The sequence below is a fragment of the Paenibacillus glucanolyticus genome (genome assembly GCF_037333485.1).
In the GTDB taxonomy this organism is placed as follows: domain Bacteria; phylum Bacillota; class Bacilli; order Paenibacillales; family Paenibacillaceae; genus Paenibacillus_AQ; species Paenibacillus_AQ glucanolyticus.
The window spans coordinates 5,902,337-5,918,811 of record NZ_CP147845.1; the positions used below are offsets into that span (position 1 = coordinate 5,902,337).

General features: G+C 49.9%; 13 protein-coding genes. 3 read left to right on the top strand and 10 right to left on the bottom strand.

The window, feature by feature from the left end:
• Positions 1-28: 28 nt before the first annotated feature.
• From WDY75_RS27325 to WDY75_RS27365, 9 genes are all read right to left on the bottom strand, one after another.
• On the bottom strand, positions 29-1,072 hold the full coding sequence (locus tag WDY75_RS27325) for a serine hydrolase (RefSeq protein ID WP_231887993.1): 1,044 nt from the start codon (positions 1,070-1,072) through the stop codon (positions 29-31).
• A gap of 150 nt (positions 1,073-1,222) precedes the next feature.
• Complete coding sequence (locus WDY75_RS27330) at positions 1,223-1,603, bottom strand: RidA family protein (RefSeq protein ID WP_006208053.1); 381 nt, start codon at positions 1,601-1,603, stop codon at positions 1,223-1,225.
• Positions 1,604-1,671: 68 nt separating this feature from the next.
• Positions 1,672-2,346 (bottom strand): NAD(P)H-binding protein, encoded by a 675-nt coding sequence (locus WDY75_RS27335; RefSeq protein WP_063478507.1) that lies wholly within the window; start codon positions 2,344-2,346, stop codon positions 1,672-1,674.
• 75 nt (positions 2,347-2,421) lie between these two features.
• Positions 2,422-3,681 (bottom strand): MFS transporter, encoded by a 1,260-nt coding sequence (locus tag WDY75_RS27340; RefSeq protein ID WP_387799724.1) that lies wholly within the window; start codon positions 3,679-3,681, stop codon positions 2,422-2,424.
• Positions 3,682-3,854: 173 nt separating this feature from the next.
• Complete coding sequence (locus WDY75_RS27345; RefSeq protein WP_006208050.1) at positions 3,855-4,127, bottom strand: hypothetical protein; 273 nt, start codon at positions 4,125-4,127, stop codon at positions 3,855-3,857.
• A 32-nt stretch (positions 4,128-4,159) separates the two neighbouring features.
• On the bottom strand, positions 4,160-4,363 hold the full coding sequence (locus WDY75_RS27350) for a CsbD family protein (RefSeq protein WP_006208049.1): 204 nt from the start codon (positions 4,361-4,363) through the stop codon (positions 4,160-4,162).
• A 256-nt stretch (positions 4,364-4,619) separates the two neighbouring features.
• Positions 4,620-4,835: a twin-arginine translocase TatA/TatE family subunit gene (locus WDY75_RS27355; RefSeq protein ID WP_006208048.1), complete on the bottom strand. Its 216-nt coding sequence runs from the start codon at positions 4,833-4,835 to the stop codon at positions 4,620-4,622.
• Positions 4,836-4,926: 91 nt separating this feature from the next.
• Positions 4,927-5,472, bottom strand: a complete 546-nt coding sequence (locus WDY75_RS27360; RefSeq protein WP_006208047.1) for a RidA family protein — start codon at positions 5,470-5,472, stop codon at positions 4,927-4,929.
• A 19-nt stretch (positions 5,473-5,491) separates the two neighbouring features.
• Positions 5,492-7,102 carry a flavin monoamine oxidase family protein gene (locus WDY75_RS27365; protein ID WP_082834288.1) on the bottom strand — a complete coding sequence of 537 codons (1,611 nt, stop codon included), beginning with the start codon at positions 7,100-7,102 and terminating at the stop codon, positions 5,492-5,494.
• Between the two features lie 281 nt (positions 7,103-7,383).
• On the opposite strand from WDY75_RS27365, the gene WDY75_RS27370 reads away from it, so the two are divergent.
• Together WDY75_RS27370 and tatC are read left to right on the top strand one after the other, a co-directional pair.
• Positions 7,384-7,629, top strand: a complete 246-nt coding sequence (locus WDY75_RS27370) for a MerR family transcriptional regulator (protein ID WP_006208045.1) — start codon at positions 7,384-7,386, stop codon at positions 7,627-7,629.
• A gap of 22 nt (positions 7,630-7,651) precedes the next feature.
• Complete coding sequence (gene tatC / locus WDY75_RS27375) at positions 7,652-8,419, top strand: twin-arginine translocase subunit TatC (protein WP_063478506.1); 768 nt, start codon at positions 7,652-7,654, stop codon at positions 8,417-8,419.
• 178 nt (positions 8,420-8,597) lie between these two features.
• Here the strand turns inward: tatC and WDY75_RS27380 are convergent, their stop codons facing one another.
• Positions 8,598-10,103 (bottom strand): HD-GYP domain-containing protein, encoded by a 1,506-nt coding sequence (locus tag WDY75_RS27380; RefSeq protein ID WP_006208042.1) that lies wholly within the window; start codon positions 10,101-10,103, stop codon positions 8,598-8,600.
• Between the two features lie 655 nt (positions 10,104-10,758).
• Here WDY75_RS27380 and WDY75_RS27385 point away from each other — a divergent pair.
• Positions 10,759-16,458 (top strand): WIAG-tail domain, encoded by a 5,700-nt coding sequence (locus WDY75_RS27385; protein ID WP_197477085.1) that lies wholly within the window; start codon positions 10,759-10,761, stop codon positions 16,456-16,458.
• Positions 16,459-16,475 lie beyond the last annotated feature (17 nt).

Below are 16,475 nucleotides of genomic sequence, written 5' to 3' on the forward strand. Positions count from 1 at the left end.
AATCCAAGGGGATTCCAATTCGAGAGACCTATTCAAGCGATCTTAGAATTTCTCCAATAATCCCCTTGGATTGATGAACACCGGAATCGATGTTTGTCATAATGATGCTGCCCTTGCCTTGATACGGCTTCGCTGTCAACAGGCATTGGAATCCCACACCCCAACCAAGTGACGATATTTCAACTTCCTGCTCACTCCCATCCAGAAAAACTCCAAGCCCTGTCCAGTCTCTGCCACCTTGAGGAGTAATCCATTCTTTTGCCTTGCCCTTAGAAATCCCTAGTATACTCTTGCTCTTCAACGAATTCATCAATTCGATCACCAGAACGGCCAGATCGGCTGGCGTGGTCCAAAACCCTGAAGCTGCTGGGTATGGATACATGGGGTACTTGCCTTCAACTAATCTCCCGTTTTTGTGGTGACCGCATGACAGCTGTCCATTCATTGATTTGTAGGAAGACGGATTCATTTTACTATTTCTGATATGTAACGGAGCAAATATAAGTTCATCTAACAGTACCTGAAACGGCTTTCCAGATACGTCCTCTATTACTTGTTGGATGATGCAGAAACCTGTATCGGAGTAAGCAAATTCACTACCAGGCTCATACGTGACATTAATCGCTTCTCTGCAATAGGCTGACCTTCCCTCTAACAGCTCCACCATTGAAGGTGAACCCTGTACGGAATTCCACACGCCAAAACTATCTTCAGGATCCAAGATCCCTGATTGATGACTGAGTAATGTTCGAAGGGTCACTTTATGATGTTGCGTACATTCGCTCTCAGGAACCTTCCAGGAAGAGAGTTTAACATTAACATCTTCATCTATATCCACAATTCCTTGATCAGCCAACTTCAACACGAGCATGGATGTAACAAATTTACTAATGGAGCAAGCGTTAAACATAGAATGGCTAGTTACCCTGCGATCGGTTCCCGCTTCCAGAATACCGTAACCTTCCGTCATACGAATGTGACCCTCCTGAATTCTTGCCATACTCAATCCTGTCACCTGATATCGTTCCATCCATTCACGTATATTCCTGTTGATATCAGACCCCATTCCCATGGTATTCCCCCATTCCATCTATCCTCTTACTAGATTCCAATCCATTATAGAACATACGTTCCTTAAAATCAAGATTAATGGGAATTAATTCATAAAACCAAACAAATAGGAGCTCTGCCAAGGTAGGCAGAGCTCCTATCATAGAATTGCTTATTTCTTAACAGCGATAACTTCGATTTCAACCAGTCCGTCCTTCGGAAGACGGGCAACCTCCACGGCACTGCGGGCAGGATACGGCTCTGCGAAGAAACTGCCGTACACTTCATTCACGGCGGCAAAATCATTCATATCCTTCAAGAACACAGTGGTTTTAACCACCTGTTCCAGGCTTGTCCCGGCCGCTTCAAGAATCGCCTTCACATTGCTAAGGGACAGCTTGGTTTGCTCCTGTACCCCTTCGCCGAATTCACCTGTCTCCGGGTTCAGACCAAGCTGGCCTGATGTATACACCAATCCGTTAATTTCAACAGCCTGGCTGTAAGGCCCGATGGCTCCTGGCGCTTGGTTCGTCGATATGATATTTTTACTCATCGTTCATCACCCTCTCTATGTATTCCTATCTGTGTACATTGTAATCTGCCACGGTGACTCTGGCAAATCTAATCAGCTGCCTCGCCAAGTACATGAATGACTTCGTTGGTGTAGATATGATGGCCTTTCATATCCGTTAGCCCTATGTTGACCATTGACTTGGCTACCTTTACCGCCGGAATGGCGCGGTATGGAGCGAGTTTCGGACCTCTGAACGCAAAATCGAAGGCTGTCATGAGAACCGAAGCGGCTCGCTCCCCAAACCGCTGCTCGGGCCTGTCACCCAGCAATAATGACGGTCTGAACAGATGCAGTCCTCGAAAACCGATCTCGCCCAATCTTTGTTCCGTTTCCCCCTTTGTCCGCAGATAGAAATTACGCACCTTCGGATTGGCTCCAGCGGAGCTGACCGCCATAAACTGTCTTACGCCATGCCGCTTAGCCAGCTCTGCGGTTTTGATGACATAATCCACATCCACTTTGCGGAACTCCTGCTGGGAACCGGCCTTCTTAATCGTTGTCCCCAAACAGCAATACACGCTATGGACGCCGGAAAAAGCATCGCTGTATCGATCCAGCCGATCCCACTCCACCAGGATGGGCTTCAGCTTGGGATGTGTAACATCCGGAAGCCTTCGAACGAGCACGCGCACCTCGTCAAGCTCCTCACGGCGCATCAGCTCGTCGGTTACCAAACGGCCTACAAGTCCCGTGGCTCCGACCACAAGGGCAATCATTCCCACCTCGAGTCTCCCTCCTTCCGTTCATGATATTAAATATAAATTACGTGAAGGATCTATCCGCAAATCGCCACTCTTCTATGGAGAACGAAGAACTCTCCGCCCAACCGTCAATGCGATCAGCACCATCAAGACGCCCACTGCGGTTTGAAATCCGTATTGAGATACCCAGTCCGGGGCATTTGCGATCCCCTTAAATATAAAACCTCCCAGCACAGGGCCCAGGAAAGAAGTAAAACCCGTTATCGCCGAGTATACAGCAATAAACATCGGCCGTTCGCTTTTTGGCGTATCCCCAATCATAAAGTTGAAGGCCAGCTGGTTAAACCCGCCTACTCCGGCACCCAGCAGCATATGCGACAGCAGCAGCACCGGAATAACCGGCAGGACTGACAGCAGTCCCCATGACAAGCATGAACCTGCAATAAGCGGCAGCGTCCAGTAGAGCAAGGTTCTGTTGCTGAAGCGCGCGTTCAAATTCCCCCACACATAGAAGCCGATCATCATGACCATGGTTTGTGCAACCGTCATAATGGAAACGACCGAATACGAAATATGCAGAACATCCAGCATGGCGTATGAATATAGCGGGACAATCAGCGTCTGCAGAAACAACCAGGCTGCCAGAAATAACGTTGACCTGATGAAGGTGGAGTCCGCAAGCGGCTTTCGGATCATCGCTTTAAACTGACGCTCACTCGAATGCTCGAATGGAGGGTCCGGATACAAGAAGAATAGGGACAAGTTCGCGGAAATTGCAATCCATGAAATGATAAACAGAATCAGGAAGCCCTCGCTGCCAGGATAACGGTCCAGGATCACCCCCCCGACAAACAGGGTCAAGGCCCCCAGCGCATTCAAAATCGTATTGCGTATGCCAAAATAACGTCCCCGCACCTTCGCTGGCACCATATCACTAATGAGCGAAGTCCAGAGTACGCCGGATACGGTATTGGCTATAAAGGCGGCCATGTACAAAACCATAAACACCGGAATCCACCAGCGTTCCGGGAAAATAAACGGAATAACGCCTGTGGCCCCCCATAAGATGCGGTGCACAAAGACGAATACAATCATGGCCTTCTTGCGGTATTGCAGGCGCTGGATCAGGTACGCTACTAGAATCTGAAGCACGTTGAACAGCGTTGTGACGGCGAGAACGAATCCAACCTCGCTGGATTCCGCGCCCAGGAACAATAAGTACCCTGTAAGAAAAGGCCCTCCCAGTAGCGTCTGCAATATGATCGCCGGGACCCCTTCCCATGTTGCCGCTATCAAATTTCTGCGCTGGTATGAAACCTGTTTACGCGGCTTGTGAATAACCTGGACAGCCTTGATGATGATGCACTCCTTCGATGTCTTAGAATGGGCTGATCAAACTTCCTTTTGACCTCATTCTACACCGCATTACACCTAAGTCAATATGACTTTTCAAATATAAAACTCACATGATTTTCTTCATGCCTAAGGGCTGGATACCCCGGCTTAAGAAGACACAAAAAGAGTGCAAATCAGGCACGATTTGCACTCTTTTTCCAAGCGGTTATGAAACTGGTCAACGGTTTCCATTCCCTGCGGAGCCAGCCGGATGATTCGGCAGTTTCCTCCGCCATAAGCCCCGCGGGGGAAGCCGCCTGCTGACTGTCTTTGACAGGGAGAGCTTCCTCGTTCATCATCTCATAGTATCCCAAATGATAGGTGCTGACCATGTCTCCGTGTAAGGTAAACGCTTTGCCGTCACGAATATCAATCAATTTGCCGGTCACAACCCGGGATTCCAGCATGATCATTCCGCCTCCCTTATCCTCTGAATAGACTAGTCACGGAACCTGGTACTCCAATCTGTATATTCACGCTCTGCGTCATCTTTCGAGTGACCGTAGCGTTCCTGTATCTTCCCTACCAACTTGTCCTTTTCTCCGGCAATCACGTCGAGGTCGTCATCGGTCAATTTGCCCCATTGCTTCTTCGCTTCGCCCTTCATCTGCTTCCATTTCCCTTTAAATACGTTGCTATCCATAAATATCAGCTCCTCTTAGAGTAATGAATGATGAATTCTATAATTGCCTGTACTTGTGTATACCCGTCACGAGTTTCTCTGAATCCTGGCAAAGGATGTCATGCGCAGATTCTTCCTACTTCTTTCTCCGGTGGCCTGCAATTGTGAAGATATAGAAAAGCTGCCACCGTGGATCTCGACAGATCCACGGGACAGCTTTTTTTACACCTTCCTATTCAAGGCTCATTGTTTCTTAGGTACCGGATTCAACCGCCTATCACCCTTTCAATTTAATGACCGATGCCTCCCGATCTCTCTCTTTGTCCTTCTCTTCCTCTTTATCATCGCCAACAAGCTCTCTTGCGGAAGCTTTGAATTCGAACAATGTACGGCCTACCGCCCGGCCAAGTTCCGGCAGCTTCGAAGGCCCGAACAGAATGAGGACGACAACCAAGATCATCATTAATCCAACAAAGCCGACATTCTGGAACATTTGGACTCAACTCCTCTAATTAAGTAATAGGTCTCTGTTTGACTCCTAAGCGCTGGATTTGTTATTTCTTTTTTTTCAACTATCCTGCTCCCTATTTCTTCTTACTCGGAAACACGGCTACCGCCTCAATCTCAATCAACCAATCGGAATTAACGAGACTGGCTACTCCTACGGTGGAACGAGCAGGCTTAACCGGATTCTCCTTCGTATTAAAGAATTGGGCGTAAGCATCAAACCAGCCGGTATAATCAAAACTTCCATTCTTGGCTGCATCCGGGGTCAGGTACACCCTCAGATAAACAACATCCTTCATTGTCAGTCCCTGCTCCTTCAGCTGCTTCTCAATCTCCTTCAGGATGCCGAGCCCCTGGGTTTTGGTGTCTCCATAACGTTCGTACACCGTTTTGCCATCCTTGTTCAATATAGGGGGCACCGTCCCGCTGGTATAGAGGTAAGAAGACCCTTCCGGCACAATTACCCCGCTTGAGATAGAAGAAGTAGGACTGCCGTAAAATTTAGGAGCGGGCGCTGCCTTGGATGGCTTCTTATGGACAGTGGCACTGTCTGCATACGCGGTGACGCTTACGGCACTGAACAACATGGCCAGAGCCAGTAACGTCTTCCATTGGTTTTTCATTGGATAGTCTCCCTTCAATTTAGGCTTTCATGACACGCTTATGGATATCGGTTACGACCTCACGTGCAGATTCGATGGCTCCTGCCTGCCAGGCCGTGATATAACTGATGTGCTCCCCTGCCAAATAAACGCGGTTATCCGGCTTGCACAAGGTAGGATAGTAGGTTTTCCTGTCGTTGGCGGAATAGGACACCCAGCCCCCTTCCTGGTACTTGGTCTTCTTCCAGTCGATGGAGTAGGAAGCCTCGAACTCCTTCAGATACTGCGGATGGATTTTGGCCCCTTGCGTAAGCGCTAGTCTCTCGCGCTCTGCGTACGACATGCCCCCAAGTTTGTCGGCAGTCCCCCCGTATGCATAGTAGCCGAGCAGAATTCCCTTTTTCCCGAAATAATCGGTCGGAGGATAGTAGATTTGCGTAATATCCATATTCGTGAGGCTGCTGCCGCCGTAGAGATCATCGTCTTCCTCCCAGAATCGCCGCTTGAACTGCAGACCGATTTTACCCGCGGAGGCGTATCCGACACTGCTGATGGCCTTGGACATCTCCGGCGAGAAGTCTGCCGGAATCTTCTTTAGTACCGTCAGCGGTATGGTACAGATACAGTAATCCCCTCGGAGCTCCTGATCTTTGCCGGAATTGCCATCCTTATACACGATCCGCACCCCCGAGGAGGATTGGCGAATCTCCTTCACCTCTGACTTGAACTTGATTCGGTTGCCAAGCCGCTTCTCAAATGCCTTCACGATGGCATCCATGCCGCCGACCGGATGAAACATCATCATCTGCTGGTCATAACTGTACTCATTGCTGAAATATTTACCGAAACCTGAATGAATGATGGCCTTCAGATCGAACGGATCCCGGAGAACCCCCGCATCCAGCCGGCTTCCCGGTTCATCCTTGTAACCGCCGCGTTCCGATCCCTTATAGAACAGGTCCGGATTCAGGTCCCCCTCGGCCTTCAGATAATCTACGAGCTTCAGCTTCTCTTCCGCCGTAAGCGGCAGATCCAGCGCGTTTTGATTCACCGCTTTGGCAAGCATCTCGGCAACATAACCGCGAACATCTGCCTTGGCCGCACGTTTAGGGACCCGCTGCCCGGATAACGCGCCAACATTCTCGTTATAGTAATAGCCACTCTCATTCACATTGTTGAAGGGCTCGATGGCAACACCAAACTTCTTGCAATAATCAAGCGTGACATGAAACTGCGGGATCCGCATCGGGCCTGCATTGAAATAAAGTCCGTTATCAAAGCGGGAGGTCTGGCGACCTGAACCAATCTCCGCCACAGAGGTCCCTTTGCGGATTGTCCAGTTACGACCACCGGCGAATTCCTTCGCTTCCAAAATCGTACAGTCATAGCCTGCCAGCCCAAGCTCATAGGCTGCCGTTAAACCCGCTATCCCTGCTCCAAGAATGATGATTTTTTTGCCTCCACGGCCGCTAAGATTTAAGTCATTCTTACCGGGAGGCGTATATTCCGCTGCTTTCAACGTTTCAGGCGATAGGAGCCCCATCGTACCCATTAGACTGAAGACGGCAACAGATCCTCCCACTTTGCCAACGGTCGTCAGAAATTGTCTCCGGGTCATCTCTTTTTCTTTTGGTTGTTCTTTTGTAGCCACCCTCGTTCACTCCTTCGCTAGTTGTGCTGGATTGGATTCATGAGCCGATCTTAGCAAAGAAACCAAAATTTGACGTAAATTTTGTCAGGAATCCTAACATTGTTTTTTTATTTTTGAAAAACGATTGCTTTTTTCACTTCTTTTTCATAAAATCATGTCATAAATCCTTCCAAACGAAATGCAATTGCCCAATTATTACCGTTTTATCTTCTTTCATTTTTAATCCCAAGCCATTTAACAAAAGCTCAGGGTTAATAATACTTACATAGGAGGTAAAGTTCATGGAGAGTAAGGTGATGAGTATTGGGGTGGTTTGCGAACTGACTGGATTGACGGAACGACAAATTCGGTATTACGAGGAACGAAAGCTTGTTTTTCCGGAGCGTACCAAAGGAGGGAATCGCCGATATTCTTTTGAGGATGTGGAGAGCATCCAGGAAATTCATCGAAAAATGCAGGAGGGATTTAATACGTTTGAACTCAAGGAATTGAAGAAAAAACAGCGATGCACACCCATCTTCCGATGATGAACAAGGAGTGATCAAGACTATGGAGATCAAGAATACCATGACGATGCTGGAACATATCGCCGAGTTAAGGAAACGGATCCTGCAGGTGGCCGCCGTTTTTATACTTAGCATGGTCATCGGACTGATTGCCGCGCCTTACGTCTTATCAGTGCTAAAGCATCATTCGCCGGCATTTCAGGTAACCTGGAATGTATTCTCACCCTGGGACGGCCTGCGCATCTATATGAGCATCGGTATCGTCCTGTCGCTGCTGCCCACCCTGCCGTTTGCCCTGTATCAAATATGGCTGTTCGTTAACCAGGGATTGAACAACCGCGAGCAGAAAGCGGCACTCCGGTTCATCCCCTTCTCGGCCTTATGCTTCATCATAGGAGTAAGCTTTGCTTATTTTGTGGTTTTTCCCATGAGTCTTGCCTTTACAACGGGAATCAACAGTCAGATGGAGCTGGTGGAAACATATGGCGTCTCTCAGTACTTCGGGTTTATGTTCAATATTATGATCCCACTGTCACTGGCCTTCGAGCTGCCGGTTGTTGTCCTGTTCCTGACCCGGATCGGATTATTAAGCCCGGCTATCCTGCACACCATGCGGAGGTATGCCTATGTCATTCTGGTGATCATTGCAGCACTGATCTCCCCGCCTGATCTCGTCTCCCACCTCATGGTTGCTATCCCCCTGATTGGCTTGTACGAGATCAGTACATGGCTGGCAAGCCGGATGCACCACAAGCAAAAGCATGCTGAAATCGATGAAACGGAGATAGACGCAGCGAACCAGATGATATGACGCTTGTGAGCCAATACGGGAGACACTTCCTATGTTAACGCGCCTTGCTGCTGGTCCTGAGTCCAGGGAGGACAGTCTCAATCACCCGCACATCATAAAAAGGAGGCCGTTTACCTAACAGGTAACGGTCTCCTTTTTTAGAAGCAACGAAAACAAGTCTTGCATTCGCCGCTTGCCCTTAACGGATTGAAATGACCTTCTTCTCCGTTTTCATATATTTAACGAACATGCCCGCATAATCAGGATCCCACTGGGTTCCCCTGCCAGCCTCCAGTATGTTCAAGGCATCCACGGACTTCATGCCGCTGCGGTACGGTCGATCAGAGGTCATCGCATCATAAGCATCAGCCACCGCAATGATCCGGCCAAACAGCGGGATTTCTTTCCCCTTCAGCCCGTCAGGGTAACCGGCTCCGTCGTACCGCTCGTGATGGGAACGCACCCCTTCCAAATAAGGGGCCATGGCGTCAGCCGGCTCGATCTGCAGCAGAATGTTCTCTCCTTGTGCCGGATGGGCTTTCACTTGATCGAATTCCTCTGCCGTCAGCTTTCCTTCCTTCAACAGAATATTGTCGCGGACCCCGATTTTTCCGATATCATGCAGCAGTGCCGTCTTATGCAGGATATCGACCTCCTTTTCGCTCAAACCAGCCAGACGGCCGATTAACACCGAATATTCCGCTACCCGAAGCGAATGTCCCGCTGTATAGGGGTCTCTTGCATCAAGCGCTGCTGCCAAGGCAGCAAAATAGCTGTCCAACAGCTTGCGGTTTCGCTCTTCCCGCACCTGAAGCCCTCGAACCATCATATTAAACCCTGCAATCAAGTTGGAAAATTCATCGGAATACAGATTGGAGGTCTGAATGAGGCGGCCTTCCTTAATCTCATTCATTGCCCTGTACAACTGCCGGATCGGGCGCTGTAAATCCTGAGTCAACAGCCAGGCGCCAACATAAGCAAAGCCTACGCCCAGCAGCAAAATGAATCCTGCCCATCCCCAGTACTGCTGGGCTATGATCTGACTGAGCCCCTCCAGCCGAATCTGGACCGCGAGACTGAACAGAAACAAGGGAAAGGTACCGATCAGCATCGTACTCAGCAGAAATTTGGTTCGAATTGCCATGAATACATGGCCTTCCAATGAAAAATCCACACCATAACGAGACAACGCCTGCCGCCTGATCTCCTTGATTAACGGACGGATTGCAGCTATCGTCAGAAAAAATTCAATCATTGCATGACAGCTGGCAAGGAGAATAGCTCCAAGACAAGCCAGCCATATGTAAAAAGGGGGAAAGTTCAGCTTCCCCTGCTCCATCATCCAAACAGTAAGTACTATGGCCGGAAGGGATAAACCCAATAAATGAGGACCGAATATACGATATACTGCCATTCGCGGCATCCGATGAACGCTCAAATATGCTTTTTCCAACACTTCCAGATCGATGTTGTCTTCATCAAATCCCGCATGAATCGGTCGTAAGTGCCTAAGAAAAATTGTCAGCTCTGATGCAATCATAACCATAAACGAAATAGCGAGAATGATCATAAGACGTGCGCCTTCCTCGAACGGGATGTCCAAGGTCGTAACCATCAATACGCCACCCACAACAAGCACAGCTGCAGAGGACCCAATCATATAGTTCCGGATGAGCTGCTTAAGAAAAGACTTATACAGTTGCATGGTACGCCTACTTTCGTTGACAGATAATAAATATCGGCGAGGCATATTCATTGTAAATCAGAACTTATTCGACATTATGCTACAATTTTAAGAGGGCATCAGCGGAATTTGCAAGAAAAATTTGTTAATATGAATATCGTTGGAAATCGGAAAAAAATCAAGCGCTTTTACACAACATTCTAATACATGTTTGAATATCTTTGCTTATTAGAACATACTATGTTATAATAAGTAATTGTTACATGAAGTTTAACCCCGTTAGTTCCTCGAAACATGGTTATTTACATCTCTGTTGAAGTGAAAATTCCTATTTTAATGACCCTAAGAGTAAGAGTTTTATGGAACGTTTTTCTGATTCACACTGGAGCGGTCATCGGAGCCGCAAGGACGAAAGAGAGGCAGGGCTTTTGTTGTTTTAGAATGATTCTTGAAGAAACTTCAAATACGGAACCAACTGTGCAGCCAGCCCATACTGGCCGTCAGGGGTTAAATTTTATATGCGCATTTAGCGCCAAATCAAGGACTCGGCCTTTGCCGGGTCCTTTTCCATGCCTCCCTTCGCACGCCCTTTTCGAATACCGAAAGACAGTGACAGCCGCCTAAACGGCTGCATATGATACCGAAGACGATCAGTATTCGGAAGGAGCGTGTTGTTTTGAAAAAAAAGAAGAAAAGCGCTGTATTTTCAACTGCCCAGTCCTACATGATAGATCCCAATACAAGAGAGCTTGACCTGCTGGAGCGCACGAAAGAGCACAGTCACCATAAGGAAACCGACAGAGAGGCCCACATTCTATCAGCGGCTCCTGTTGCGGATCTGGAAGAGAATGCCGTTGGCATTAGCGAATTGCAGCAAACGAACGAAACCATGGACGAAGACATAATCAACCAGGTTATATCGGACCAAAATTCCCTTTTGCAAACTGCCCCAGATTCAGATTCGACCAATGAAACCCCTGCCTTCGATCTAGCATCACAAGCTGTCGATTCCAGCAATCCTGCTGCTTCGGATGTCGATCTCAGTTCTCCTACAGTATCGGATGCCGAGCAAGTGCAGCTCATAACGGAAAAAGAAATGCCAGGAATCAAAGGAGCATTCATATTCACTGAAGATATTGGTGAATTTGCCATAACCGAAAACCGGATCGCTTCCAAAGCGGTCACAGCATCCAAACTGGCGCGCGCATCGGTGGGTCCCGAAGCCATCCAGGACCATAGCGTTACCAGCCTTCACCTAGCCGACGAAGCGGTGACCTCGGGTAAAATCGCGCCATTATCGGTCACGGGAGATCATCTGATGGATGGTATCTTATCCACGCGCAAGCTTCGGGACGGCTCTGTGAATGCCAGTAAAATCAAGGATAGCAGCATCACTTCACAGAAGCTGGCAGACCACGCTGTGACTGGCGATAAAATCGCGGATGGTGCCATATCTGCCCGTCACCTTGAGCAGCTTCTCATTACAACCGAACTGCTTGATAACCACGCGGTTCACGGGGACAAAATCGCATCAAGCGCCGTGGAAACGCGCCATCTCGCGAATGAGACCGTCCACAACTCCAAGCTGGCCGACCTTGCGGTTACCTCTTCCAAAATCCGTGACGGTGCCGTCACTGGAGATAAAATTGCCAACGATGCCGTAAATGGTTCCCACATCCTGCCGCAGAGCGTTGACAGTGAGCATCTGGCGAAGAAGGCCGTCACAGAAAAGCATATCGCACTCGGCAGCATTGGATCAGAGCAAATCGCGACTGGAGCTGTTAACGCTGCACATATCAAAGAAGGTTCGTTGAACGCCCGCCATCTGGAGGATGGAGCCATTGGATCAGAGCAAATCCAGCCGGGTGCCATAGGACCGGTCCAAATCAATAAAAACGCTGTATCCACCCACCATCTGGCCGATTTCAGCGTAACCAGCTCCAAGCTAGCCGATCAGTCTGTTCATACGGCAAAGCTGGTTGAGCAAGCCGTTACGGCTTCGAAAATCGCAGATCAGAGCATTCTCCCGCACAAAATCGCCAATGAGGCTGTTCAAACCCGCCATCTGGCCAAGGGAGCTGTGGAATCCAGCCAAATTGCAGCAGCGGCTGTTCAAACCGAGCATTTTGCTGCACAGGCAGTGAATGCAGAGCATATTGCAAAGGGCAGTATCCTATCTCAGCATTTGGCTCCTCAAAGCGTGCCTGGCACTGCCATTCAGTCCAAAACGATAACGGACCAGCATCTGGCTGACGGAGCTATCGGGAAACGGCATCTTCAGGCCGCATCCGTCGAAGAAGATACGCTGGCACCCGAGAGCGTAACCAGCCAAAAGCTCGCGCTAGGTTCGGTTGGCGGGGCCATTATTGCACAGGATGGCGTGACCTCTAGCAATATTGCCAGCCAATCGATACAGCAGCAGCACTTGGCCGCAGGCAGCGTAGGTACGAGAGCCTTGCAAGAAGGGGCCGTTCACGAGTCCCACCTGGCTGAGAGTTCCATTGCAAGCCGTCATCTGCAGAAGGAAAGCGTACGGACAGAATCGCTCGGATTCGGCTCCGTAACGACAGATAAAATCGCGGCCGGCAGCATTCTGGAGTCCTCCATCGGTGATGGAGTTATTGCGCCTCGGCATTTGGGGGACCATGCAGTTACTTCTCTGAAGCTGTCTCCGGAAAGTGTATCCACGGATAAACTGACCGACCTTGCCGTAACGACATCCAAGCTTGCCGAGGGCAGCGTATCTGCTGGAAAAATTGCAGCACAAGCGGTTCAACCCATTCATCTGTCGCCTGATGCTGTAACCGCGGAAGCGATTCAGAATCAGGCCGTAACCTCAGATAAGATTGCACCGCAAGCCGTAGAGGGCGCCCATCTGGGACTGGAAACCATCTTGGGTAAACACATTGTGCAGGAAGCCATTCATGGTTATCACTTGAAAAAGAAATCCGTCACCTTAAGCCATCTGGCCGACGAAAGCCGTTCTGCAGAAGTGTTATTTGCCGATGCCAGCATTCCGGGCACTAAGCTTGAGTCACAGTCCATTACAGAAAACCACCTCTCGCCTTCATCGGTCTCGGGTACAACACTGCAAGCACATGCCGTGAGTGGCGACAAAATCAAGCCTCTCTCCATCTCTGCTGTTCATCTGCAGGAGGCGAGTGTCCAGTCGGATCATCTGGGTGTGGAGATAATCAAGACCCAGCATATTGACGAGGACTCTGTGACCGATCGCCATATTGCTTCCGGCTCCATCAACGCTGGGCATATTCAAGATGAGAGCATTGAGTCCGCGCATCTCACGAGAGGCGCTGTTCTCTCAGAGCATATTGCCGGAGAATCGATTGATGGCGGGCATCTCACCGAGGGTGCTGTTGGCTCCAGACATGTGGAATTGTTCTCGATTCAGAGCAATCACTTGGCTCCGTATTCCATCAACTCTGCACATCTCGGAAATCAGTCCGTCAGTCATGTCCACCTGCAGCCAGACAGCGTTGGAGTTGATCAATTGCAGCCAGGTGCTGTTAAATCTCGGCAGCTGGCCGAAGGCGCTGTTCTTCCGCATCACCTGCAAACCCATTGCATCGGTTCGCAGCATATCGAAGCTGGTGCGATCACAACAGAACTTCTGCAGGATGGCGGAATAACAGGAAGCAAGATTGCAGAGGCTTCCATCACCGGGGTACATGTTGCCGATGGCTCTCTTACTGGTACTCAAATTGCCAATAGTTCCCTTACCGGCGCTCAAATCGCTGACAGCTCCATCGGCAGCAGACATCTCGGCCCTAATGCCTTCGATAACTTCGTATTAGACGAAGGTTCTGTGACTGGGGACAAAATTGCGAAGGCTTCTATCACTGGGGCGCATGTGGCCGATGGCTCTCTTACTGGCACTCAAATTGCCAATAGCTCCCTGACAGGTGATCAAATCGCTGACGGCTCCATCGGCAGCAGACATCTCGGCCCCGATGCTTTCGATAACTTCACCTTATTCGAGGGCTCGATTTCGGGAGAGCATATTGCTGCTGGCTCCCTTACCGGCGATAAAATTGCAGAGGTTTCCATATCGGCTGCGCATGTTGTCGATGGCTCCCTTACTGGCACTCAAATTGCCGATGGGTCCATTACCGGCACTCAAATCGCTGATGGCTCCATCGCCAGCCAACACCTGGGTCCCGATGCCTTCGATAACTTCGTATTAGACGAAGGTTCTGTGACTGGCGACAAAATCGCCAAAGCTTCTATCACTGGGGCGCATGTGGCCGATGGCTCTCTTACTGGCACTCAAATTGCCAATAGTTCCCTGACGGGTGATCAAATCGCTGATGGCTCCATCGGCAGCAGACATCTCGGCCCTGATGCCTTCGATAACCTCACCTTAGTCGATGGTTCGGTCACTGGGGACAAAATCGCAGAGGCTACTATTACTGGGGTGCATGTGGCCGATGGCTCTCTTACTGGCACTCAAATTGCCAATAGCTCCCTGACAGGTGATCAAATCGCTGACGGCTCCATCGGCAGCAGACATCTCGGCCCCGATGCTTTCGATAACTTCACCTTATTCGAGGGCTCGATTTCGGGAGAGCATATTGCTGCTGGCTCCCTTACCGGCGATAAAATTGCAGAGGTTTCCATATCGGCTGCGCATGTTGTCGATGGCTCCCTTACTGGCACTCAAATTGCCGATGGGTCCATTACCGGCACTCAAATCGCTGATGGCTCCATCGCCAGCCAACACCTGAGTCCCGATGCCTTCGATAACCTCACCTTAGTCGATGGTTCGGTCACTGGGGACAAAATCGCAAAGGCTTCTATTACTGGAGAGCATATTGCCGATGGCTCCCTATCCGGCAGCCAAATCGCGGGCGGTTCCTTGACTGGTTATCAAATTGCTGATGGCTCCATTGAAAGCCGCCATCTCGGCCCTGATGCCTTCGACAACTTCACATTAGTCGATGGTTCGGTCACTGGGGACAAAATTGCAGAGGCTTCTATTACTGGAGAGCATATCGCTGATGGCTCCATCGCCAGCCAACATCTGGGTCCCGATGCCTTCGACAACTTCACCTTAGTCGATGGTTCGATCACTGGGGACAAAATTGCGGAGGCTTCTATTACTGGAGAGCATATCGCTGATGGCTCCATCGCCAGCCAACATCTGGGTCCCGATGCCTTCAACAACTTCACATTAGTCGATGGTTCAATCACTGGGGACAAAATTGCGGCGGCTTCCATCACTGGGGCAAATATTGTCGATGGCTCCCTATACGGCATCCAGATTGCCGATGGTTCTCTTACCGGCACTCATATAGCTGATGGCTCCCTTACCGGTTCTAAGATCGCCAAGGGTTCCATCGAAAGCCGCCATCTCGGCCCTGATGCCTTCGACAACTTCACCTTAGTCGATGGTTCGGTCACTGGGGACAAAATTGCGGAGGCTTCCATCACTGGGGCAAATATTGTCGATGGCTCCCTATACGGCATCCAGATTGCCGATGGTTCTCTTACCGGCACTCATATAGCTGATGGCTCCCTTACCGGTTCTCAGATTGCCGATGGTTCCATCGAGAGCCGTCATCTCGCTCCCGATGCCTTCGACAACTTCACCTTAAACGAATGCTCGATCACGGGCGATAAAATTGCAGAGGCCACTATTACAGGAGAGCATATCGCCGCTGGCTCCCTATCCGGCATCCAAATTGCCGACGGCTCCCTTACCGGCACTCAAATCGCCGAGGGCTCTATCGACAGCCGTCATCTCGCTCCCGATGCCTTCGACAACTTCACCTTAAACGAATGCTCGATCACGGGCGATAAAATTGCAGAGGCCACTATTACAGGAGAGCATATCGCCGCTGGCTCCCTATCCGGCATCCAAATTGCCGACGGCTCCCTTACCGGCACTCAAATCGCCGAGGGCTCTATCGACAGCCGCCATCTCAGCCCGGATGTTTGCAGCAACTTCACCATAGACGAAGGATCAATCACTGGGGACAAAATCGCAGAGGCTTCCATCACAGGAGCACATGTTGCCGATGGAACGATTACCGGACAACAGCTGGCTGAGGGTACTATCACGACAGAACACTTGGACTTTACTCCAATACGCGGCATAGCTGGACAGCCGAAGCTGCAGCAATTCGGAATGACTCCTTTCGTGTTTGGAGCTGATGCACTGACCGAGGTAACCGTCCAGTTCGATGAGCCCTTTGCCGGAATTAATTATGTCATAGTAGGGATGAGCAACAATCCGGGCTTCCAGATCTCCTTGAAGTCCCAGCGCGAGAACAGCGCCGTCTTGGAAGTGATCCGTCAGCAAAACTGCAATCTTGCCTACGGCTTCATGTCCTGGATTGCCATCGGTCCTTCCCTGTAACCTCCACACCAATTCAA

What these genes read in the sequence shown, in the direction of transcription:
- WDY75_RS27360 (WP_006208047.1), bottom strand. Translation starts at nt 5,472, where the DNA reads ATGAAAAACCAATGGAAGACGTTACTGGCTCTGGCCATGTTGTTCAGT.
- WDY75_RS27380 (WP_006208042.1), bottom strand. Translation starts at nt 10,103, where the DNA reads ATGCAACTGTATAAGTCTTTTCTTAAGCAGCTCATCCGGAACTATATG.
- WDY75_RS27350 (WP_006208049.1), bottom strand. Translation starts at nt 4,363, where the DNA reads ATGGATAGCAACGTATTTAAAGGGAAATGGAAGCAGATGAAGGGCGAA.
- tatC (WP_063478506.1), top strand. Translation starts at nt 7,652, where the DNA reads ATGGAGATCAAGAATACCATGACGATGCTGGAACATATCGCCGAGTTA.
- WDY75_RS27345 (WP_006208050.1), bottom strand. Translation starts at nt 4,127, where the DNA reads ATGCTGGAATCCCGGGTTGTGACCGGCAAATTGATTGATATTCGTGAC.
- WDY75_RS27370 (WP_006208045.1), top strand. Translation starts at nt 7,384, where the DNA reads ATGGAGAGTAAGGTGATGAGTATTGGGGTGGTTTGCGAACTGACTGGA.
- WDY75_RS27355 (WP_006208048.1), bottom strand. Translation starts at nt 4,835, where the DNA reads ATGTTCCAGAATGTCGGCTTTGTTGGATTAATGATGATCTTGGTTGTC.
- WDY75_RS27325 (WP_231887993.1), bottom strand. Translation starts at nt 1,072, where the DNA reads ATGGGAATGGGGTCTGATATCAACAGGAATATACGTGAATGGATGGAA.
- WDY75_RS27330 (WP_006208053.1), bottom strand. Translation starts at nt 1,603, where the DNA reads ATGAGTAAAAATATCATATCGACGAACCAAGCGCCAGGAGCCATCGGG.